The following is a 21800-nucleotide window of genomic DNA, read 5'->3' on the forward strand; positions in this document are numbered from 1 at the left end:
GTCCTAGGAAAAGCCCCTATGGCACGCCCCTTGCCAAGCGCTAGGCTGCGCCGTCCGGGACCCGGAAAAACCTTCGGGCCGTCTGTCGGGCGGGTTTGCGCCGTCCCAGCCGCCTTCAATGCGGGACCGGACTTCCAGGGGAGAGTATCACGATGGACCGCAGAACCTTCATCAAGGCGGGAGCCGGCGCCGGCCTCGTCGCCGCCTCGGGCGGCCTCGCCGTTCCGGCCTTGTCCCAGAGCGCGGCGGCGAAGACGCTGCGCTTCGTGCCGCAGGCCAATCTCGCCAATTTCGATCCGATCTGGGGCACCCAGTACGTGGTGCGCAATGCCGCGGCCCTCGTCTGGGATACGCTCTACGGCGTCGACAACACGCTCACCCCGCAGCGCCAGATGGTGGAATCCGAGGAGGTTTCCTCCGACGGGCTCACCTGGACCTTCAAGCTGCGTCCGGGCCTGAAGTTCCACGACGGCGCACCGGTCCTCGCCAAGGACTGCGTCGCCTCGCTCACCCGCTGGTCGGCCCGCGACCCGATGGGCCTGATGATCAAGGCCATCCAGAAGGAACTGGTGGCGGTGGACGACCGCACGTTCCGCTGGGTGCTCTCGCGCCCCTATCCGAAGATGCTGCTGGCGCTGGGCAAGAACAATTCGCCCTGCTCCTTCATCATGCCGGAGCGCATCGCCAAGACCGATCCGTTCCAGCAGATCACCGAATATATCGGCTCCGGCCCGATGAAATTCCTGCGCAACGAGTGGGTCCCCGGCGCCAAGGCGGTGTTCGAGCGCTTCACCGACTACGTGCCGCGCGCAGAGCCGGCCTCCTGGCTCGCCGGCGGCAAGCGCATGATGCTCGACCGCATCGAGTGGATCATCATGCCCGATGCCGGCACCGCCTCGGCGGCGCTGCAGTCGGGCGAGATCGACTGGTGGGAGACGCCGATCTCCGACCTCATCCCGATCCTGCGCCGCAACCGGAACATCAAGCTCGACATCGCCGACCCGCTCGGCAACATCGGCACCTTCCGCATGAACCACCTCCACGCGCCCTTCGACAACGTCAAGGCGCGGCGCGCCATCCTCATGGCCATGGACCAGGAGGACTACATGCGCGCCATCGTCGGCTCCGACGACAACCTGTGGAAGCGCCTGCCCGGCTTCTTCACGCCGGGCACCCAGCTCTACACGGAGGAGGGCGGCGAGATCCTCAAGGGCCCGCGCAACATCGAGGGCGCCAAGAAGCTGCTCGCCGAGGCCGGCTACAACGGCGAGAAGGTCGTCTGCGTCGTCGCCCAGGACCTCGCCTTCGTGAAGGCGCAGGGCGACGTCACCCACGATCTCCTGAAGAAGCTCGGCATGAACGTCGACTTCGTCGCCACCGACTGGGGGACGGTGGGCGCCCGCCGCGCCCAGAAGACGCCGCCGAGCCAGGGGGGCTGGAACGTGTTCCACTCCTGGCACGCGGGCGCCGACTGCGTGAACCCGGCCTCCTACACGGCGGTGCGCGCCAACGGCGCCGGCGCCTGGTTCGGCTGGCCGGAATCCAAGGAGGTCGAGGACCAGGTCACCGCCTGGTTCGACGCCCCGACCCTGGACGCGGAGAAGGCGGTCATCGGCAAGCTCAACAAGGCCGCGCTCGACCACGTGGTCTTCGCGCCCACCGGCTTCTTCCAGAACTACCAGGCCTGGCGCAGCAACGTCACCGGCATCGCGCCGGCGCCGCTGCCCTTCTTCTGGGGCGTCTCCAAGTCCTGACACCGCAAGTCCTGACACCGCCATTCACCGGGGGCGGGCTCCTCCCGCTCCCGGTGCATCACATGAAAAGAACCCGTTCATGTTCGTTTATGTTGTCCGCCGCATCGTCGCGACGATTCCCGTCATGGCCGTCGTGGCGCTGTTCGTCTTTTCGCTGCTCTACATAGCCCCCGGCGATCCCGCGGCGGTGATCGCCGGCGACCAGGCGACCCCCGCCGACGTCGAGAAGATCCGCCAGAGCCTCGGCCTCGACCGGCCCTTCCTCATCCGCTTCGGCGAATGGGTCTGGCAGATCGCCCGCTTCGACCTCGGCACCTCCATCTTCACCGGCCTGCCGGTCACCCAGCTCATCGCCCAGCGCATCGAGCCGACGCTCTCGCTCATGGTGGTGACGCTGATCCTCGCCGTCTCGGTGGCCGTACCGCTCGGCGTCCTCTCGGCCTGGAAGGCGGGAACCGTCATCGACCGCGGCATCATGGCCTTCGCCGTCTTCGGCTTCTCGGTGCCGGTCTTCGTCGTCGGCTACATCCTCGCCTACGTCTTCGCCCTCGAGCTCGACTGGCTTCCCGTGCAGGGCTACACGCCGATCGCCCAGGGGCTCTGGCCCTGGCTGCAGAACCTGATCCTGCCGGCCATCGCCCTGGGAATGGTCTATGTGGCGCTGATCGCCCGCATCACCCGCGCCACCATGATGGAGGTCCTTCAGCAGGACTACATCCGCACGGCGCGGGCCAAGGGCATCGGCCAGCGCGGCGTGCTCTTCCTGCACGCGCTGAAGAACGCCGCGGTGCCGATCATCACCGTCATCGGCATCGGCGTGGCGCTGCTGATCGGCGGCGCCGTGGTCACCGAGAGCGTCTTCGCCATTCCCGGCCTCGGCCGCCTGACGGTGGATGCCATCCTGAGGCGCGACTATCCCGTCATCCAGGGCCTCGTCCTGCTGTTCTCCTTCGTCTACGTCCTGGTCAACCTCGCCGTTGATCTCGTCTACACGCTCGTCGATCCGAGGATCCGCTATTGACCGCGCATAGCCCCGATACAACCGCAACCCTCGGCGCCGACGGCGGCGCCGTCGACGGCGGCAAGCGCCGCGTCGGCCTCTGGCGCCTCATCCGCCGCTATCCCACCATTGCCATCGGCGGCTTCCTGGTGGCGGCGGTCATCCTCATGGCCATCTTCGCGCCCTTCCTCGGCACCACCGACCCGACGGCGATCTCGACGCGCCTGCGCACCCGCGAGCCCTCGGCGCAGTTCTGGTTCGGCACCGACATGCTCGGCCGCGACATCTATTCCCGCGTGCTCTACGGCGCCCGCGTCTCGCTGGTGGTCGGCTTCTCGGTGGCCATCCTCGCCTCCGTCCTCGGCCTGATGGTCGGCCTCGTCGCCGGCTTCATCCGCGCGGCGGACGCCGTCATCATGCGCGTCATGGACGGCATCATGTCGATCCCCTCCATCCTGCTCGCCGTGGCGCTGATGGCGCTGACGCGCGGCTCGGTCGGCAACGTCATCCTCGCCATCACCATCGCCGAGGTGCCGCGCGTCGCCCGCCTGGTGCGCGGCGTGGTGCTGTCCCTGCGCGAACAGCCCTATGTCGATGCTGGCGTGGCGGCCGGCACCCGCACGCCGATGATCATCCTCAAGCACATCCTGCCGAACACGCTCGCCCCCATCATCGTCCAGGCGACCTATATCTGCGCCTCGGCAATGATCACCGAGGCGATCCTCTCCTTCATCGGTGCCGGCACCCCGCCCATCATTCCCTCCTGGGGGAACATCATGGCCGAGGGCCGGGCGCTCTGGCAGGTGAAGTTCTACATCGTGCTGATCCCGGCCATCTTCCTGTCGATCACCGTCCTCGCCGTGAACCTTCTCGGCGACGGCCTGCGCGACGCCCTCGATCCCCGCCTCGCCAAGCAGTTCTGAGGCGGGGCGCAGGAACCGCTGCCGGAACGACGCGTTCTCGCACAACCGGCGGACCGCCCGCGGGCGGTCCGATGCGGCACGACCGCACGGCGGACTGGCAAACCGAAAAAAATGCCTTATTTGCGTCTTCGAAAGTGCTTACACTGAGCATCCGTTCGCGGCATCTCGGATGCGGCGGGTTGGCCCCTCTCACCGGCGATCATGAGCAACGTGTTCGACATCTACACGATCATCTTCCTCGCCCTTGCGGTGTTCATCTTCTTCCGCCTGCGCAGCGTGCTGGGGACGAAGACCGGGCACGAGCGCGATCCGTTCCAGCCGCGTGACAACAACCTGCCGCCCGCCGGCCGGCCCCCCGCTCCCGGCGGCGAGGTCATTCCGATGCCGGCCCGCAACGGCGCACCGCCCGTCCCCATGCCGGCCGATCCCGCCGCCCCGCGCTGGGGCGACATGGCCCCCGCCGGCACGCCGCTCGCCCGCGGCTTCGACGCCATCGCCGCCCGCGATCCCTCCTTCGAGCCGGCAGGCTTCGTCGGCGGTGCCCGCGCCGCCTATGAGATGATCGTGCTGGCCTTCGCCGGCGGCGACCGCAAGACCCTGCGCGACCTCCTCGCCAAGGACGTCTTCGAGGGTTTCGAGGCGGCCATCCGCGACCGCGAGACCCGCGGCGAGCAGGTCGAGACCCGCTTCGTCGGCATTGAGAAGGCCGAGATCGTCGACGCCCAGGTCCGCGGCGACCAGGCGCAGGTGACGATGAAGTTCGTCTCCCAGCTCGTGACCGCCACCCGCGACCGCGCCGGCGCCGTGATCGACGGCTCGCCCGAGCGCGTCACCGACGTGACGGACGTGTGGACCTTCGCCCGCAACGTCACCGACCGCGATCCGAACTGGCGCCTGATCGCCACCGAAGCGGGCGGCTGAGCCGCCCTTCCGCTCCCCCGGGGCCGACCATGAGCAACCGCCCGCTCTCCGCCATGGCCGTCCCGGTTCTGGCGCTCGCGGTGCTCGCGGCGGCCGCCCTGGCGCCCTCCGCGCCGGCTCGCGCCGGCTCCAACGACCTGCTGCTCCTGCTGCCGCGTCCCGCGCCGGTGGCGCCCGCTCCCGAAGAGCCGGCCTCCGAGCCCGCCGCGCCGACCGCCGAGGCTCCGGCCGTGCCGCCGTCTGCCGAGGCGGCCCCCACCCCACCCCTCGCCGACGGCGGTTTCGCGCCGCCCCCGCCCCATGCCTCCGGCTTCCCCTTCGTCTTTCCCGAGACCTGGAGCGAGGCGGTCGGCTTCGAGAGCCTGCCCGGCTGGGCCGAGGACCGCCAGGACCTGACGCTCGCCGCCTTCCGCCGCTCCTGCCGCCCGATCCTCGCCTCGCGCGCGCCGCCGCGCGCCTCGCCGGACGTCTGGCGGGCCCTGCGCGACATCTGCCCGCGGGCGCTCGCGCTGCCCGATCCGGTCGACGCCGCCGCGGCCCGCGCCTTCTTCGAGGCGGAGTTCCGGCCCCTCCGCATCGCCCGCTTCGGCGAGAGGATCGAGGAGGACGGCTTTCTCACCGGCTATTACGAGCCGGAGGTGCTGGCGTCCCGCGAGAAGACCGAGGCCTTCTCCGCCCCCTTCCTGACTCGCCCCGACGACCTCTCCTCCGCCCGCGGCCGCACCGCCGGCTTCGACGCCCGCTCCGGCGCCGGACGCTGGGTGGGCGGGCGCTTCCTGCCCTATTTCGACCGGGCGGAGATCGAGCAGGGTGCCCTCGACGGCCGCGGCCTGGAGATCGCCTGGGCCCGCGACCAGACCGACGTCATGTTCACCCAGATCCAGGGCTCGGCCCGCCTGCGCTTTCCCGACGGCGGCACGCTGCGCATCGGCTATGCCGCCCACAACGGCCATCGCTACGTGCCGGTGGGCCGCGTCATGATCGAGCGGGGCCTGGCCACCCGCGAGCAGATGTCGATGGACTTCATCCGCACCTGGATGGCCGAGAACCCGGAAGCCGCCCGCGACGTGCGCTGGCAGAACCGCTCCTACGTCTTCTTCCAGGTGAAGGGCGAGCTCTCCGCCGAGGAGGGGCCGGTGGGCGCCCAGGGCGTGCCGGTGACCGACTGGCGCACCATCGCGGTGGACCGCAACGTCCACGCCTACGGCACGCCGGTCTTCATCAGCGCCATGCTGCCGACGGGGCAGGCGGAAACCGGCGAGCCCTTCCGCCGCCTCATGGTGATGCAGGACACCGGCTCGGCCATCGTCGGCCCGGCGCGCGGCGACCTCTATCTCGGCACCGGCGTGGAGGCCGGCTCGACGGCGGGCCGCATCCGACACCGCGCCGACTGGTACGTGCTGCTGCCGAAGGCCCTGTCGCCCGAGGCCGCCGCCGTGCCGGTTCCCGAGCCGCGCCCGGAGACCGCGCCGTGAGCCGCCGCCCGCGCACCCTCTCGGCGGAGGACCGCCGGCTCTGGACCCATGTGGCGGCGGGCGTGAAGCCGCTCGACCCCGCCCGCGCCATCGCGCCGCCCGCCGATCCGGAACCCGCGCCGGCGCCCGCCGCGGACAAGCCGGCGCGCCCGCCGGCCGCGGCCCGCTCCATCGTTCCCGCCGTGCCGCCTCCGCCGCCGCTGGCGGCGCTGGAGAAGGGCCTGAAGCGCAAGCTCGCCCGCGGCCGGCGCGACGCCGACGCCCGCATCGACCTTCACGGCCTGACCCAGGACGCGGCCCATCGGCGGCTCATCGCCTTCCTGCGCCAGTCGCAGGCGGCCGGCCACGGCCTCGTCATCGTCATCACCGGCAAGGGCGCGCCGAAGCGGCTGCGCGAACTCGACGAGGACGCCTTCAGGCCCGATCCCTATGCCGCCCGCGGCGTGCTGCGCCGGGTGGTGCCGCAATGGCTGGCCCTCCCGGAGATGCGGTCGCTGGTGATCGGCTTCGAGGAGGCCTCCGTCGGACATGGCGGGGCGGGCGCGCTCTATGTCCGCATCCGCCGGCCCTGACGGACTGATGACGGCGAATTCCCGCCCGCTGTGGCCCCGCCGCTCTTGACCGGGGCGGGCGGCGCATGGATCGTCCGTCATCATCCCGATCCGTCTCCGGAACAGCAGCCATGCGGACCCGCCTTCTCGCCCTCGTCCTCGCCGCCCTCGCGGGCGTCCCGGCGGCCGGGGCCCAGACCCTCGCCTTCAACGACGGGGGGCCGCGCGGGCTCGCCGGCTCCACCTACACCACGAGCCGCGTGCCGGGCGCGGCCTATCCCGGCGCCGTGGAGGACGACCTGCGCATGCGCGGGCCCGTCGGCGTGGTCCTGTTCCGCGACCCGCGCTTCCAGAACCGGCTGCTGCCCTGCGACGAGCCGGCGGCGCTGGAGCGCATCCAGGAGACCTTCGCCGAGAAGGAGGCGCGCTTCTGGCACTCCTCGCTCGGCATCCGCGGCTTCGACCGGGTGCGCCTCGTCGTCAGCAATCCGCACGGCCAGAACCTCATTCCGCGCCGGTATTGCACCGCCCGCGCCCATCTCTCCGACGGCCGTGTGCGCACGGTCAGCTACGCCATCCTGGAGGATCAGGGCATGATCGGCGCCACCTGGGGCGTCGAATGGTGCGTCCACGGCCTCGACCGCGGCCGCAGCTTCGACCCGGCCTGCCGCATGGCGCGGCCCTGATCCGGAGGAATACGGGGGGCCCGTGCCGGTTCTTGCTTTGTTCCGGTGCCGCGGCTAGCCTCCATCCGTTGAGAGGGGGGAGGTTGCCCATGGTCGCCCGCATGCTCGCCTGGTCCCGCCGCGCCGCGGCGTGGCTCGCCGCCGGCCCGCTGTTTCTCGGTCTCGCGGCAACGCCGCCGGCCCACGCCCAGGCCCGGCCGGGGGCGACGCCCGGCGAGTTCGACTTCTACGTCCTCGCCCTGTCCTGGTCGCCCTCCTTCTGCGAGGCCACGAGCGAGCGCACCTCGCGCTCCATGCAATGCGCCGGCGACCGTCCCTTCCATTTCGTCGTCCATGGCCTCTGGCCGCAGTTCCACCGCGGCTTCCCCGAATATTGCCAGGTGCCGGCCCCGGCGCTGGAGAACCGCACCGTCAGTTCCATGCTCGACATCATGCCGGCGCCCGGTCTCGTCCGGCACCAGTGGTCGAAGCATGGCACCTGTTCGGGCGCCCGCTCGGCGGGAGCCTATTTCGAGCAGGTGCGCCAGGCGCGGGCCAAGGTGCGCATCCCCGCGCAGTTCGAGAGCATCGCCGAGCCGCTCACCGTGACGCCCGACGAGGTGGAAGAGGCCTTCGTGAGGGCCAATCCCGGCCTCACCCGCGAGATGATCGCCGTGCAATGCGACCAGCGCCGGCTGCGCGAGGTGCGCATCTGCATCGGCCGCGACATGAACTTCACCGCCTGCGAGGAGATCGACCGGCGCGCCTGCCGCAGGGATCGTCTCGTCATGCCGCCGGCCCGTCCAGGCCGCAGCTGACCCTGTCCGGGTTCGCCGCCTTAACCTCCGGATCGGGGCGGGAACGAAACCCGTCCGAATCACGTCCATCCGCCGGATCATTCTTTGTTCGGGCCTTGCGGGGCTCGTTTCGGCGAGGTCGCGCCGGGACGGCGGCCGGGCTTGGCTCCCGGAAGGGCTGTCGCGCCCTGAACCCTTAACCGCCGCGTGCCGTTTCGGAGCAGCGGTCGCGCGGCATGATAGGCTGCAGCCGCCGTCGCGGGTCCGGATCCGGGTCGTCGCCGCGGTTCCCCGCGCTTCCCGCCCGTCCCGCGTCCGGCTCCTCGCGCCTGCCGTCCCGGCGGACGGGGCGACAATGTCCCGGAGGCGCCGGGCATCGCTGCCGACGGCCAGCCGCCCCTCCATGACACGTCCTGCCGGCCAGTCCGCTCGTCCTCGGGGAGGGGGCAACGCCGACGGGCCTGTGCCGGGCTTACAGCCCAGGGGAATGGGCGATCGCCGCCGGCCCGTTAACCTCGGGATCAACCGGCGAACGAACCGGGACCGAATCGGGTCGCCGGCAATGTTCCGCGCCTGTCCTGCCGAATATCCGCCGGAACAGACGGTCTGCGGATCCGCCGTCGCATCAGCGCGGCGGCCGGGAGGCGCGGATCTTCACCGGAGCGTATCGAATCGGGGCAGGGCTGCGCCCTCACATCCTCTCGCCCGGGCCGGCGGCGTCGCGCGCCCGCGGATCGTCTCGTTAACCTGCGGACCCCAACAGGAACGAACAGCGTCCGAATCGGAACCGCGGCCGCGTTGCCACTCTGTCCGGTGACGCAGGAGCGCAAACGCCATCCAACTGGCCGCGGCGACGGAACCCGGTCAGCGTCCGGGGTGAAGCGGGCGTTCGCGCGGTTAACCCTGTTGTCCCGCGCCGGGACGCCTCACGCCAGCGCCTTGAGATACCGGACCGGCCGTGCCCCGAGGATCGCCTGCGCCGCATGCAGGATGGCGTTGGTGTCGATGCCGTGGTGACGGTAGAGGTCGCCGACCGTGCCGGTCTGGCCGAAATGCTCGACGCCGAGCGACTTCACCCGATGGCCGTGCACCGCGCCGAGCCAGGCCAGCGTCGCCGGATGGCCATCCACCACGGTGACGAGGCCGCAATCGCGGGTGAGGCCGCCGAGGAGGCGCTCCACATGGCTGGTGGCGTGGTGATGGCCGCGCTGGCGCGCCCGCTCGGCCGCCGTCCAGCCGGCATTGAGCCGGTCGGACGAGGTCACCGCGAGGACGCCGACGTCCCGGTGGCTCTCCGCCAGCAGGCCTGCGGCTGCGATCGCCTCCGGAGCGGTGGCGCCCATATAGGCGATGACGACGCCGGCATTGGCGCCGGGCCGCCGCAGCCAGTAGGCGCCGTTGATCACGTCGCTCGCCAGCGCCTCGTCCATGGCGCGCTGCGGCTGGTCGAGGGTGCGGGTCGACAGGCGCAGATAGACCGAGCCGCCCGTCTCGTCGCGCAGCCAGGTCTCCTCGTCCGGATCGCCCTCGCCGTCGCGCTGCATGTAGTCGAAGCCGAAGCGCATGATGGCGGCGAGCTCGTCGACGAAGGCGGGCTCGAAGGCGGCGAGCCCGTCCTGCGCCATACCGATCAGCGGCGTGGCGATGGACTGGTGGGCGCCGCCCTCGGGGGCGAGCGTCACGCCCGAGGGCGTCGCCACCAGCATGAACCGCGCGTCCTGGTAGCAGGCGTAGTTCAGGGCATCGAGGCCGCGCTGGATGAAGGGGTCGTAGAGCGTACCGACGGGCAGCAGCCGCTCGCCGTGGATGGAATGGGTGAGACCCAGCGCCGACAGGAGGATGAACAGGTTCATCTCGGCGATGCCGAGTTCGATGTGCTGGCCCTTCGGCGAGAAGTCCCAGGTGAAGGTGGAGGGGATCCGTTCCTGTTTGAACGTGTCCGCCAGCGCCTCGCGCGCGAACAGCCCGCGCCGGTTGACGAAGGCGCCGAGATTGGTCGAGACGGTGACGTCGGGCGAGCAGGTGACGATGCGCTCGGCGAAGGGCTCGCTGCCACGGGCGATCTCGTTGAGGATCAGGCCGAAGCCCTGCTGGGTCGACATGGCCGGCTGCATCGGCACGGCGAGCTTCGCCGGGATCGGCAGCTTGGCGCCGTGGAAGCGGCGGCGGCCGCGTGCGGCGAAGGGCACGCCCTTCAGGAAGGTCTCCAGCGTCTTCGCCGGCACGGAGAGCCCCTCGAACCGGTCCCATTCATGGCCCGGCCGCACCTTCATGGCGGCGCGGAAGGCCTCCATCTGCGCCGGCGTCATCAGGCCGGCATGGTTGTCCTTGTGGCCCTGGAAGGGCAGGCCGAAGCCCTTGATCGTATAGGCGATGAAGCAGACCGGGCGGTCGTGGTCGATGCCCTCGAAGGCCTCGAGCAGCGAGGGCATGTCGTGGCCGGCGAGATTGGTCATCAGCCGGGCGAGTTCGGCGTCCGAGCGCCGGCCGATCAGGGCCGTCACCGCGCCCTGGTCGCCGATGTCGTCTTCCAGACGCTTCCGCCAGGCCGCTCCCCCCTGGTAGCAGAGCGCCGCGTAAAGCTGGTTCGGGCAGGTGTCGATCCACTGCCGCAGGGCCTCCCCGCCGGGCTCGGCGAAGGCCGCCTCCAGCAGCTTGCCATACTTCAGAATCACCACGTCCCAGCCGAAATTGCGGAACATGGCCTCGAAGCGCTCCCACAGCCCCTCGCGCACCACGGCGTCGAGGCTCTGGCGGTTGTAGTCGACCACCCACCAGGTGTTGCGGAGACCGTGCTTCCAGCCCTCGATCAGCGCCTCGTAGATGTTGCCCTCGTCCATCTCCGCGTCGCCGATCAGCGCCACCATGCGCCCTTCGGGTCGCTCCAGACCCCAGCCGTGGGCGCGCACATAGTCCTGGGCGAGGGACGAGAACAGCGTCTGCGCCACGCCGAGGCCGACCGAGCCGGTGGAGAAGTCCACGTCGTCGATGTCCTTGGTGCGCGAGGGATAGCTCTGTGCCCCCTTGAAGCCGCGGAAGGCCTCCAGCTTCTCCCGCGTCTGGTTGCCGAGGAGATACTGGATGGCGTGGAAGTTGGGGCTCGCATGCGGCTTCACCGCCACCCGGTCCTCCGGCCGCAGCACGGCGAAATAGAGCGCTGTCATGATGGTGGCGAGCGAGGCGGAGGAGGCCTGGTGGCCGCCGACCTTCAGCCCGTCCGCGTTGTCGCGCAGGTGGTTGGCGTTGTGGATCGTCCACGAGGCGAGCCAGAGAATCTTCTGCTCCAGCGCGGCGAGGGCGGCGAGACGGTCGGTCATGGCGGGCGGTGTCCGTTCAGGGTGCGTCATCATGCCGAAAGGCCCCGGCAGCCTCCTGCCAAAAAGCATCTGACAGGGGCGACACAATGAGCATGATCTGCCAGGATGGCCTCCTATCCTGGCAGGTTCTGCTCATGACCCGGCTCGACGCCATCGACCGCCGCATCCTCGCCGAACTCCAGCGCGACGGCCGCATGACCAACCAGGCCCTCGCCGAGAAGGTCGGCCTGTCGCCCACTCCCTGCCTCCGGCGCGTGCGGCGGCTGGAGGAGGCGGGCATCATCGGCGGCTATGTGGCGGTGGTCGACCAGAAGGCGGTCGACCTGCCGGTCTCCGTCTTCATCTCCATCAAGCTGGAGCGCCAGCGCGAGGAGGATCTCGACCGCTTCGCCGAGGCCGTGTCGCGCTGGCCCGAGGTGATGGAATGCTATCTGATGACCGGCCAGCGCGACTATCTCATGCGCGTCGTCTGCGCCGACCTGCCGGCCTATGAGCGTTTCCTCAAGGCCCGGCTGACCCGGCTCGACGGCATCGCCTCCATCGAGAGCTCCTTCGCCCTGGCGCAGGTGAAGCACACCAACGTGCTGCCGCTGGGGTGAGGGGCGGCGGCCGGACGCGGTCGCCGGCCTTTGACAGGCTGCGCCGAGCCTCTACCCTTCACGCCGACCTGACCGGAAGGACCCCGCCATGCCGCGCCTGACCCGCCGTTCCGTCCTGACCCTCGCCGCCGCCGGCGCCGGAGCGGGCCTTCTCGGTCGCCGTGCCCTCGCGCAGGCCGCCGGCGAGAGCCATGGCATCTCCTATTTCGGCGACCTGAAATATCCCGCGGGGTTCCCGCATTTCGACTACGTCAATCCGCAGGCGCCGAAGGGCGGCACCTTCATCCACACCGCCTCCACCTGGTCCTACAACCAGAATCCGACCACCTTCAACACGCTGAACACCCTCGTGCTGCGCGGCGACGCCCCGCCCGGGCTCGACGACATCTTTTCGAGCCTCATGGCCGGCGGCGGCGACGAGCCCGATGCCATGTACGGCTTTGCCGCCGAAAAAGTCGCCATCTCCGAGGACGGCCTCACCTACCGCTTCACGCTCCGCGACATCGCGCGGTTCCACGACGGCACGCCCATCACCGCGGAGGACGTCGCCTGGTCGATCCTCACCCTGAAGGAGAAGGGCCACCCGCTGCTGCGCGTCGTACTGCGCGACATCGCGGGCGCCACCGCCGAGAACGCGAAGGTGGTGGCCGTCACCTTCGCCAAGGGGCGCTCGCGCTCCCTGCCGCTCACCGTCGCCGGCCTGCCCATCCTGTCCAAGGCCTGGTACGCGAACCGCGACTTCGAGGCCTCCACCATGGACGTGCCGCTGGGCTCCGCCGCCTACAAGGTCGGCCGCTTCGAGGCCGGCCGCTTCATCGAATACGAGCGCGTCAGGAACTGGTGGGGCGAGAAACTGCCCGTCTCCGTCGGCCAGAACAATTTCGACGTCATCCGCGTCGAGTTCTTCCGCGATCGGGACGTCGCCTTCGAGGCCTTCAAGAGCCGCACCTACACCTTCCGCGAGGAGTTCACCTCGCGCGCCTGGGCGACGCAGTATGATTTCCCCGCCGCCAGGGACGGCCGCGTCGTCCGCCGCGAGGTTCCCGACGAGACGCCCTCGGGCGCCCAGGGCTGGTTCATCAACACAAGGCGCGAGAAATTCGCCAGCCCGAAGCTGCGCGAGGCCCTCGGCCTCGCCTTCGACTTCGAATGGACGAACAAGAACGTCATGTTCGACAGCTACAAGCGCACCCATTCCTTTTTCCAGAACTCGCCGATGATGGCGGTGGGCAAGCCTTCGGCGGAGGAGCTCGCCATCCTCGAGCCGTTCCGCGGCAAGGTGCCGGATGAGGTCTTCGACGAGCCCTACGTGCCGCCGGTGTCCAACGCCTCCGGCCAGGACCGCAACCTGCTGCGCCGGGCGACCCAGCTCCTGCGCGAGGCGGGCTTCACCCTGAAGGACAACCGCCTCCTCGATCCCGCCGGCAAGCCGATGACGGTGGAGTTCCTCGACTACGACAACTCGCTGGAGCGCCACACCCAGCCCTTCGTCGCCAACCTGAGGCGCCTCGGCATCGAGGCGACCATCCGCCGGGTCGATTCGGCCCAGTATCAGTCGCGCCTTAAGGACTACGACTTCGACCTCACCATCCGCCGCTATTCGCTCTCGCTCACCCCCGGCGAATCGCTGCGCACCTTCTTCGGCTCGGAGAGCGGCAAGCAGCCGGGCTCGCAGAACCTCGCCGGCATCGCCGATCCCGTGGTCGACGCGCTCATCCAGAAGATCCTGGCGGTGAACACCCGCCCCGAGCTGACGACGCTCTGCCTCTGCCTCGACCGCGTGCTGCGCGCGGGCCGCTACTGGGTGCCCAACTGGTACAAGGCCTCCCACTGGATCGCCTACTGGGACCAGTTCGGGTTCCCTGAGCGCAAGCCCAAATATGCCCGCGGCGTGCCGGCGACCTGGTGGTTCGATCCGGCCAAGGCGGCGAAGCTGGAGCGGACGTGACGTGACCCCCGCCCGTCCGGGCGGCGGAGTTGATCGAGGACAAGGTCTTGTCCGTGTCCTTCGTCATCATCACGGGGGTACCGTCCCCGGATGACCCTCCTGCGCATCCCGCGCATCGGCCCCGCCGGACCGGACCACCGGAGGCGCCACCATGCCGAGCCGATCCCCCCTTGCCGGAGGTTGTCGCGCCGTCCTCGCCGCCGTCCTCGCCCTGGGCCTGGCCGTGTCCGCGGCCCCTGCCACGGCCGCCAGCATCCAGCGCGGCCTGACGCTCGCCCGCACCCACTGCGCCACCTGCCACGCCATCGACCGCGTCTCGCCGAGCCCGCTGACGGCCGCTCCGCCCTTCCGCGACCTTCATCGCAGTTATGCGGTGGAGAACCTGTCGGAAGCCCTCGCCGAGGGCATCATGACCGGCCACCCCTCCATGCCGCAGTTTCGCTTCGACCAAATCGAGGACTTCATCGTCTTCCTGAAGAGCCTGGAACGGCGGCGGTGATGGGCAATCACGGGGGCGGGGAGCAGGGAAGGAAGATGGTGCTGCGAGAGAGGATTGAATTCCCCGTCCGACGCTGTATCCATAACAAAATCAGTGGTTTAAGTCACCACCTTCGTGGTGCTGTACCACAGCGTTGTCCCACGGTCTACGGTGTACCGTTGCGACGGGAATGCCGCTGCCGGACGCGCTCGGGCATCGTGAAGACGTAGATGAGGAACGCATCGGCAAACTCAATGGCTTCCGCCACTTCCGCCTTTGGCGGCTCACCTGCGTCGTGCGCGGCGTCGTTGCCAATGATGCGGATTTGGTGTGCCCAGCTTTTGACGGCCTCTGGGATGAGGTTGCCCTTTGCCATCTCGTCTATCCGGCTGGCAAGGGTGCCAGTGCTTTGAGGAAGGACCCGCTTGGTTGCTACCTCCAGAACCTTGCGGATCAGCATGCCTGCCGCATCCAACTCTCCTCGAAGTAGCGCCATCCTCGCGCCGATGTAGACCCGGCCTATGTCCTCCGGGCAGTGGTCGGGGGCCTGCGGCGTTGATGCCGCCGGATAGGACGCGCGGATTGCCCAACCGGAGTGAGTAAGGGTATCGCTGCCGTCGGCCTTCGCGGCCGATGTATTGAACCAACCTTCGGTTGCTCTTGCCTGCGGGCCCGGACGAAGCAGATGGACCGCCGGTTGGGTGCACTTGGGGCAGGTCGTGAAGGCGGCAACGCCTCCGCCCGCTTGGGCGTACGCCTTGACATGCAGCCCAATCTTCTCCGTGCCGCAGTGTCCACATGTTGTGGTTAGGACCGCCATGGGCTCCCCAGTTGAATTTTGGTAGGCTACATCCTTAGCGAGGTAGAGGCGTTTGGAAAGACAGTGCTTATGGACCCCATGGTGTTGTTGGCGCGGCTGGTGGGTAACGGGATCGACCCTATGCTGCTGATACCGGCCCTACTTCTGGGCTGGCTTGCCCGGGGATGGGGCGAGGTTGTTCTAGCGGCGTTCCTTGTTGCCGGGGCGGTCACTGGCATTCTGGCTTTGATTGTCAGCGGGACAGGCCGGCAGCTCCCATGGGTTGAAGTTGCTTTGTTGAAACTCGTCGCAGCCTTCATCTGGGCAGCAGCGGCCCGGGGTGTGAAGCATTTGGTGGGGAGAAGGCAGCCGTCCGGCCAGTAGGACGCAACAAGACAGATGCCGCGCAGACGCGCCGCATATTCGCGTCACGCCCTCTGTAACAGCCTCCGCGCCTGCTCCGCTGTCCACCTGCCGCCTCCTTTCGCAGCGGGCACACCGCGCTCGCTAAGGGCCTTGGCGATGCCCCCGAGGGACCTGACCCCGGAGGCCCGGACCATCGATGATGGGGAGGACGTCAGCCGTGCTCCTTCGGTCGCTGGCACAGGCAAATCGGTGAAGCCGATATGGTCTCAGTTCGGTTGGCAGGAAGATGGTGCTGCGAGAGAGGATTGAACTCTCGACCTCTCCCTTACCAAGGGAGTGCTCTACCACTGAGCTACCGCAGCGAGGGCACCGGAGGCGCGAAACGATGCGCGGTGCGAACGGGACGCTTCCCTGCCACAGGGTGCGGCGCGATGCAAGGGCGGGTCTGCGATTTGCCGTGCGGTGGTGACGACGGCGTTGCGCCGGGCCGCCCGTCGCGGCATCGTCGCGGCGCGGATGCGGACGGGGAGCGGCGATGGCCAGGAGCGGCGACGCGGCGGATGAAGCGGGCAGCGGCAAGGCGGGCGGCGCCCCGCCGAAGCCCAGGGATGCCCGCGCCGAGCGCCTCGCCGCCCAGCTCAAGGCCAATTTGAAGCGCCGCAAGGAGCAGGCGCGCGGCCGCGCCGCAGGCGAGGACGAAGCGGGCTGAACGGGCGGGCGGAATTCCGCCGCGCCTGCTTCCTTGTTTCGCCTCCTTTGGTCGGCTAGACGAAGGCCCCCGCCGGGCGGCAACGTGCTGAAACGCTGCCGGGCGATTCGACGACGGGCGCCAGTCGAGGCCAGCCCTCCCTCCGAGGAGTTCCGCATGGACCGCATCCGCATCACGGGCGGCCGCCCGCTTCACGGCACCATCCCGATCTCGGGCGCCAAGAACGCCGCGCTGCCGCTGATGATCGCCTCGCTCCTCACCGAGGACGAGCTGACGCTGGCCAACGTGCCGCGCCTCTCCGACGTGTCGAACCTCGCCCGCATCCTCGGCAATCACGGCGTCGACGTCACCATCGCCGGCAAGCGCAACGGCGACGAGGTGCTGACCGGCCAGACCGTGCGCCTCAACGCCCGCTCCATCGTCGACACCACCGCCCCTTATGAGCTCGTCTCCACCATGCGGGCGAGCTTCTGGGTCATCGCCCCGCTCGTCGCGCGCATGGGCCGCGCCAAGGTCTCGCTGCCCGGCGGCTGCGCCATCGGCACGCGCCCCGTGGACCTCCTCCTCATGGCGCTGGAGCGCCTCGGCGCCACCATCGACATCGACGCCGGCTATGCGGTGGTCTCCGCCGACAAGGGCCTCAAGGGCGCCGAGATCGACTTCGGCAAGGTCACCGTCGGCGGCACCCACGTGGCGCTCATGGCCGCCTCCCTCGCCGAGGGCACCACGGTCATCCACAACGCCGCCCGCGAACCGGAGATCGTCGACCTCGCCGATTGCCTCATCAAGATGGGCGCCCGCATCAAGGGCCACGGCACCTCCACCATCGAGGTCACCGGCGTCTCGCGCCTGCGCGGCGCCCACCACGCCGTGGTGGCAGACCGCATCGAGACCGGCACCTATGCCATGTGCGTCGCCATGGCCGGCGGCGACGTGCTGCTGGAGGGCGCCCGGCCCGAGCTGCTGCAGTCCGCCCTCGACGTGCTGGTGGAGGCCGGCGCCGAGATCTCCTCGACCAACGAGGGCATCCGCGTGAAGCGCAACGGCCACGGCATCAGCCCGGTGGCGGTGACCACCGATCCTTTCCCCGGCTTCCCCACCGACCTGCAGGCCCAGCTCATGGGCCTGATGACCCGGGCCAAGGGCACCTCGCGCATCACCGAGACGATCTTCGAGAACCGCTTCATGCACGTGCAGGAGCTCGCCCGCCTCGGCGCCCACATCCATCTCGACGGGCAGACCGCCACCATCGAGGGCGTCGACACGCTGAAGGGCGCTCCGGTCATGGCCACGGACCTGCGCGCCTCGGTGTCCCTCGTCATCGCGGCGCTCGCGGCCCAGGGCGAGACGACCGTCAACCGCGTCTATCACCTCGACCGCGGCTTCGAGCGGCTGGAGACCAAGCTCTCCGCCGTCGGCGCCGATATCGAGCGCCTCTCCGGCGGCTGAGCGGCGGCCTCCCCTGGCGTCAAGACTTCCGCAAGGGGCTGCGTGGCAGGTTGGGCCCGAGGATGGATCTCTGCATGGCGCTTCCTGCCGCTTCGAACACGCGTGACCGTCGGCGCGGGCGCCGGCAAGACCTGCGCTACAAGGCGCGGATCGAGCGTCTGGCGGACGGCGCGGAAATCGCCTGCACCCTCCTCGACGTGTCGCAGACCGGCGCCCGCCTGGTGGCGCGCGAGCCGGAAGGCGTGCCCGATGAATTCCTGCTCCGGCTTGCCGTGGGCCGGCAGGCCCAGCGTCGCTGCGCCGTCGTCTGGCGTGACGGCGCCAGCATGGGCGTGCGCTTCATCGTCGAGGCCGACGAGGAACTCTGACCGCATATCCGAATGACGAAAGGCGCCCCCTCGCGGGAGCGCCTCGCCTGTGGTCGTCGGATGATGGCCGGCGCGATCAGCCGCAGCGGCGCTCGCGGCGCACCACCACCGTGCCGTTCGGCCGCTCGGTGCGGATCACCACGTTGCGGCAGCGCTCGCGCTCGCGGATCACGACGCGGGGCGAGCGGCGCTCGCGGATAATGACGCGGTCGGGGCGGCGGTCACGGCGATAGCCCGGGCGGCCGTCGTCGGTACGGATCGACACGCCGCCCTCGCCGGCGCGGATGCGCACGTCCTGGGCGAAGGCGGGAGCGGAGAAGAGGAGGGCGGCGGCAAGCGCGCCGAGGGTGAGAGCTTTCATCGGGGGAGTCCTCGCGGATGGTCAGGACCCCGACAACCCCCGGCGGAGACGAATGTTCCCCGCATGGTCTCTCTGGAAAGACGCCCTCGGCTGCCAGTGGCCGCCGTTCATCCGCCGCCTTCCTCGGTCCACGAAGGTCGTTCCCTCCCGCTGCGGAATGGGAAGTGCTTGACCTCGTCAGGTCGCCGGCCGATCCTGATACCGTTCAACAGTTCGTTGAGGCAGCGCCGCGACGCCGAAGCTTCGGTGTGGACGAGGGTGTGGTTTGCCGAAGCAGCCTTCACGGGAGAAGGGCACGATGCGCATCCGAATGGGGCTTCTGGCCCTCGTTACTGTGGCGGCCCTGACGCCCCTCTCGTCCACCACGGGCTTCGCCCAGCAGGCGCAGTTCGAACGCTTCTGCCGCGACTATGCCGACCATGCGGTGAGTGCGGCCAACCGGGCTGCCCAAGCCGGGTGCGCGCCGCACCGCGCATTCCGCAACGACTTCGTCGCCGACCGGGCGCTCCACTACAACTGGTGCCTTCGCGCCCCGGAGCAGGCGGTGGCCGCCGGCCGCCAATCCCGCCAGCAGGCGCTGAACGCTTGCCTTGCGCGGGCGAACCCCCAGGCGCAGTTCGACCGTTTCTGCCGTGATTACGCCGACCACGCGGTGAACGTCGCCAATCGGGCCCGGCAGTCTCAGTGCCCGGCCAGCGGCTGGTACAGCACCAATCATGCGGGCCACCTCAACTGGTGCCGGGGAGCCCCGGAACAGACGGTGGCTGCCCACCGCCAGTCCCGCCAGCGGGCCCTGGACAACTGCCTGCGCGGCGCACCCTGACGCGTTGACGGGGCCCACGAGCCGGGCCGCCTCCGTCGCCTGCATGACGAGGGACGGGGGCGTATGCCCCTGATCCACTGTGTCCGAAAGCGGCATCTGTCGGGATCCGCCGGCTGGCGTGGCGCCATCGCCGCGATGATCTCGAGACAGACTCCGCCGCAACGGTTGCACCCGGCCGGACGCATTTTCGCGAAGGCGGACCCCCAGACAACAAAAAAGCCCGGCGAACCGGGCTTTTCTGCGGGTTTCTCGACGATCTCGGATCGTCTGAAACGTGAAATTGGTGCCCAGAAGAGGACTCGAACCTCCACGCCTCGCGGCGCTGCTACCTGAAAGCAGTGCGTCTACCAATTCCGCCATCTGGGCGAAGGCGGCTCTCATAGCGAGTGCGGCGGGACCCGTCAACGTGCTCTTTCGCGAAAGGGCTCCGCGCCGTCCTCACGGCCCGAAGACGAAGACGCGTTTCGGCACGAGTTCGCCGGCCTCGACCTCGCACAGGGCGATGGGATCGCCCGCGGACGACGCCCAGACGGCCCCCTCGATCGGCGCGTCGCGGCCGCGCAGGATGGTGCTCTGGCCGCGCAGCAGGCGGGCGGCGACGTCGCGCGTCACCTTGACCTCCGGCACCTCGGCGAGCGCCGCCTCGACGGGCAGCAGCGCATCCTCCAGCGTCTGGCCCGCGATCTTGCCCTCGGCGAGTTCGCGCAGCTCCTCCAGCGTGACGGTGTCGTCTTCCCCGAACGGGCCGACGCGCGTGCGCCGGAGCGCCGTCACGTGGCCGAGGCAGGAAAGGTCGCGGCCGATGTCGCGGGCGATGGCGCGGACATAGGTGCCCTTGCCGCATTCGGCCTCGAACTCGGCGCTCTCGGCCGAGAAGGCGGTGAGCCGCAGGTTGTCCACGGTGATGGGCCTCGCCTCCAGCACCACCTCCTCGCCGTCGCGGGCGAGGTCGTAGGCGCGCTCGCCGCCCACCTTGATCGCGGAGAATTTCGGCGGCACCTGCATGATCGTGCCGGTATAGCGCGGCAGCAGCGCCTCCACCGCCTCGCGGGTGGGCCGCAGGTCGGACCGGGCGGTCACCTCGCCTTCGGTGTCGTCGGTGCTCGTCTCCGTGCCCCAGGCCACCGTGAAGCGGTAGGTCTTGCGGCCGTCCATGACGAAGGGAACGGTCTTCGTCGCCTCCCCCAGCGCGATCGGCAGCAGGCCGGTGGCGCGCGGGTCGAGGGTGCCGGCATGGCCGCCCTTCTTGGCGTTGAACAGGCGCCGCACCTGCGACACCGCATGGGTGGACGTCTGGTCGAAATCCTTGTCGAGGACGACCCAGCCGTGCACGTCCACCTTCTTCGAGCGCGGCTGGTTCATGCCTCGTCGTCCTTCTGCACGTCGCGGCGCACTTCGTCGCTCTCCAGGAGACGGTCGATGCGCGAGCCCTCCTCGAAGGATTCGTCGATGCGGAAGCGCAGGTCGGGGGCGAATTTCAGGTTGGTGCGGTGGGCGAGCTCGCCGCGCAGGAAGCGCTTGTTGCGGGCCAGCGCCTGGATCACCTCCTGCTGGTCGTTGCCGCCCAGCGGCATGACGAAACAGGTGGCGATCTTCAGGTCCGGCGACATGCGCACCTCCGGCACGGTGACCACGTGGGTCTGCAGGACCGGATCGTGGATCTCGCCGCGTGAGAGCACTTCGGAGAGGGCGTGGCGCATCAGCTCGCCGACGCGCAATTGCCGCTGGGACGGGCCGGAGCCCGTGTCGAAACGCTTGGCCATGGTCTTTGGTCCTTCGCCCGGGGTCGGACCGGGTGGAAGTGAATGAGGAGGCGGGCACATACACCCTGAGGGCGCAAAAGGGAAGGCGGGGGGACCGTGGCCGGATTCTCGCCCCTCTGCCCCTCACCCTTACCCTCTCCCCCCTCGCGGGGAGAGGGGACTTCGACGTCCTGTTCCTTCCGCAGCCGCAATGCCCGGCACGACGGTTCAGGCTGTGTTGCGCCACCGGTGCCCCCCTCTCCCCGCATGCGGGGAGAGGGTAGGGGTGAGGGGCAACTGGACCGCCTCTATGAGTGAAGGGCCACTTCAGATCGCCGCTCAGACCTCGCCGGTCGGCGGCAGGCGCGCGAGGATCGCCGTGAGAACCCCGTCCATGGCGCCGAAGATATCGACGTTCCAGAACCGCAGGACCTCGAAACCCTCCGCCCGGAGAAACGCGTCGCGCCGCAGGTCGTGGGCGGACTCGCAGTGCTGCCCGCCATCGACCTCCACCACCAGGCGAGCCTCGCGGCAGACGAAATCGGTGAAATAGGGCCCGATCGGCACCTGGCGGACAAACTTGTGCCCGGCGAGGCGGCGATCCTTGATCTGGTTCCAAAGCCGTTTTTCGGCCGGCGTGGCCTCGCGCCGGAGCCGGCGAGCACGCGCGGTGGTCCGCGGAGACGGTCCCCGGAAGCGAAGCGCCATGGCCATGCGCCTCTCCTACCTCTCGTGGCACGAGCGATGGTGACAGC

At 69.6% G+C, this 21800-nt stretch carries 21 protein-coding genes and 2 tRNA genes; 15 read left to right on the top strand and 8 right to left on the bottom strand.

Annotated elements, in window-relative coordinates:
* Positions 1-152 precede the first annotated feature (152 nt).
* The 8 genes from C6569_RS18640 to C6569_RS18675 all read left to right on the top strand — a co-directional run bounded on the left by C6569_RS18640 (position 153) and on the right by C6569_RS18675 (position 8107).
* Positions 153-1754 carry an ABC transporter substrate-binding protein gene (locus C6569_RS18640; RefSeq protein WP_106750284.1) on the top strand — a complete coding sequence of 534 codons (1602 nt, stop codon included), beginning with the start codon at positions 153-155 and terminating at the stop codon, positions 1752-1754.
* A gap of 79 nt (positions 1755-1833) precedes the next feature.
* Positions 1834-2775, top strand: a complete 942-nt coding sequence (locus tag C6569_RS18645; protein WP_106750285.1) for an ABC transporter permease — start codon at positions 1834-1836, stop codon at positions 2773-2775.
* Positions 2772-3677, top strand: coding sequence for an ABC transporter permease (locus C6569_RS18650; RefSeq protein WP_245898154.1), 906 nt, complete (start codon positions 2772-2774; stop codon positions 3675-3677). The genes C6569_RS18645 and C6569_RS18650 overlap by 4 nt, the downstream gene beginning before the upstream one ends.
* A 201-nt stretch (positions 3678-3878) precedes the next feature.
* Positions 3879-4598, top strand: a complete 720-nt coding sequence (locus C6569_RS18655) for a Tim44/TimA family putative adaptor protein (RefSeq protein WP_106750286.1) — start codon at positions 3879-3881, stop codon at positions 4596-4598.
* Positions 4599-4627: 29 nt separating this feature from the next.
* The gene (gene mltA, locus C6569_RS18660; protein WP_106750287.1) at positions 4628-6073 is read left to right on the top strand and encodes a murein transglycosylase A; all 1446 of its coding nucleotides are present in this window, start codon (positions 4628-4630) and stop codon (positions 6071-6073) included.
* Positions 6070-6645: a Smr/MutS family protein gene (locus tag C6569_RS18665; RefSeq protein ID WP_106750288.1), complete on the top strand. Its 576-nt coding sequence runs from the start codon at positions 6070-6072 to the stop codon at positions 6643-6645. The genes mltA and C6569_RS18665 overlap by 4 nt, the downstream gene beginning before the upstream one ends.
* 110 nt (positions 6646-6755) lie before the next feature.
* On the top strand, positions 6756-7310 hold the full coding sequence (locus C6569_RS18670) for a hypothetical protein (RefSeq protein WP_106750289.1): 555 nt from the start codon (positions 6756-6758) through the stop codon (positions 7308-7310).
* 89 nt (positions 7311-7399) lie between these two features.
* Positions 7400-8107, top strand: a complete 708-nt coding sequence (locus C6569_RS18675; protein ID WP_245898155.1) for a ribonuclease T2 family protein — start codon at positions 7400-7402, stop codon at positions 8105-8107.
* 905 nt (positions 8108-9012) lie between these two features.
* Here the strand turns inward: C6569_RS18675 and C6569_RS18680 are convergent.
* The gene (locus C6569_RS18680) at positions 9013-11403 is read right to left on the bottom strand and encodes a transketolase-like TK C-terminal-containing protein (protein ID WP_106750290.1); all 2391 of its coding nucleotides are present in this window, start codon (positions 11401-11403) and stop codon (positions 9013-9015) included.
* A gap of 134 nt (positions 11404-11537) precedes the next feature.
* Between C6569_RS18680 and C6569_RS18685 the strand changes: the two genes are divergently transcribed.
* From C6569_RS18685 to C6569_RS18695, 3 genes are all read left to right on the top strand, one after another.
* Complete coding sequence (locus tag C6569_RS18685) at positions 11538-12002, top strand: Lrp/AsnC family transcriptional regulator (protein ID WP_106751132.1); 465 nt, start codon at positions 11538-11540, stop codon at positions 12000-12002.
* An 88-nt stretch (positions 12003-12090) separates the two neighbouring features.
* Positions 12091-13950 (top strand): extracellular solute-binding protein, encoded by a 1860-nt coding sequence (locus C6569_RS18690; protein ID WP_106750291.1) that lies wholly within the window; start codon positions 12091-12093, stop codon positions 13948-13950.
* Between the two features lie 151 nt (positions 13951-14101).
* Complete coding sequence (locus C6569_RS18695) at positions 14102-14449, top strand: c-type cytochrome (protein WP_106750292.1); 348 nt, start codon at positions 14102-14104, stop codon at positions 14447-14449.
* A 145-nt stretch (positions 14450-14594) separates the two neighbouring features.
* On the opposite strand, the gene C6569_RS18700 is transcribed toward C6569_RS18695, so the two are convergent.
* Positions 14595-15248: a DUF4145 domain-containing protein gene (locus C6569_RS18700; protein ID WP_106750293.1), complete on the bottom strand. Its 654-nt coding sequence runs from the start codon at positions 15246-15248 to the stop codon at positions 14595-14597.
* Positions 15249-15880: 632 nt separating this feature from the next.
* Positions 15881-15955, bottom strand: a tRNA-Thr gene (locus C6569_RS18710).
* A 173-nt stretch (positions 15956-16128) separates the two neighbouring features.
* Here C6569_RS18710 and C6569_RS22025 point away from each other — a divergent pair.
* The 3 genes from C6569_RS22025 to C6569_RS18720 all read left to right on the top strand — a co-directional run bounded on the left by C6569_RS22025 (position 16129) and on the right by C6569_RS18720 (position 18119).
* A complete protein-coding gene (locus C6569_RS22025; protein WP_181313814.1) occupies positions 16129-16302 on the top strand; it encodes a hypothetical protein in 174 nt (57 codons plus the stop codon).
* A 156-nt stretch (positions 16303-16458) separates the two neighbouring features.
* Positions 16459-17751, top strand: coding sequence for a UDP-N-acetylglucosamine 1-carboxyvinyltransferase (gene murA / locus C6569_RS18715; RefSeq protein ID WP_106750295.1), 1293 nt, complete (start codon positions 16459-16461; stop codon positions 17749-17751).
* Between the two features lie 74 nt (positions 17752-17825).
* A complete protein-coding gene (locus tag C6569_RS18720) occupies positions 17826-18119 on the top strand; it encodes a PilZ domain-containing protein (RefSeq protein WP_181313815.1) in 294 nt (97 codons plus the stop codon).
* Between the two features lie 76 nt (positions 18120-18195).
* Here C6569_RS18720 and C6569_RS18725 read toward each other — a convergent pair whose 3' ends face one another.
* Positions 18196-18480 carry a hypothetical protein gene (locus C6569_RS18725; RefSeq protein ID WP_106750297.1) on the bottom strand — a complete coding sequence of 95 codons (285 nt, stop codon included), beginning with the start codon at positions 18478-18480 and terminating at the stop codon, positions 18196-18198.
* Between the two features lie 298 nt (positions 18481-18778).
* Here C6569_RS18725 and C6569_RS18730 point away from each other — a divergent pair, with 298 nt between their 5' ends.
* On the top strand, positions 18779-19303 hold the full coding sequence (locus tag C6569_RS18730; protein ID WP_146144845.1) for a hypothetical protein: 525 nt from the start codon (positions 18779-18781) through the stop codon (positions 19301-19303).
* Between the two features lie 281 nt (positions 19304-19584).
* On the opposite strand, the gene C6569_RS18735 is transcribed toward C6569_RS18730, so the two are convergent.
* From C6569_RS18735 to C6569_RS18750, 4 genes are all read right to left on the bottom strand, one after another.
* Positions 19585-19669: transfer RNA gene (locus C6569_RS18735), tRNA-Leu, on the bottom strand.
* Between the two features lie 72 nt (positions 19670-19741).
* A complete protein-coding gene (truB, locus tag C6569_RS18740) occupies positions 19742-20665 on the bottom strand; it encodes a tRNA pseudouridine(55) synthase TruB (protein ID WP_106750299.1) in 924 nt (307 codons plus the stop codon).
* Positions 20662-21066 (bottom strand): 30S ribosome-binding factor RbfA, encoded by a 405-nt coding sequence (gene rbfA / locus C6569_RS18745; protein WP_106750300.1) that lies wholly within the window; start codon positions 21064-21066, stop codon positions 20662-20664. The genes truB and rbfA overlap by 4 nt, the downstream gene beginning before the upstream one ends.
* Before the next feature lie 318 nt (positions 21067-21384).
* Entirely contained in the window at positions 21385-21759 is a 375-nt protein-coding gene (locus tag C6569_RS18750; RefSeq protein ID WP_245898156.1) for an endonuclease domain-containing protein, read from the bottom strand.
* Between the last annotated feature and the right edge of the window lie 41 nt (positions 21760-21800).

The sequence above is a fragment of the Phreatobacter cathodiphilus genome (genome assembly GCF_003008515.1).
Taxonomy (GTDB): Bacteria; Pseudomonadota; Alphaproteobacteria; order Rhizobiales; family Phreatobacteraceae; genus Phreatobacter; species Phreatobacter cathodiphilus.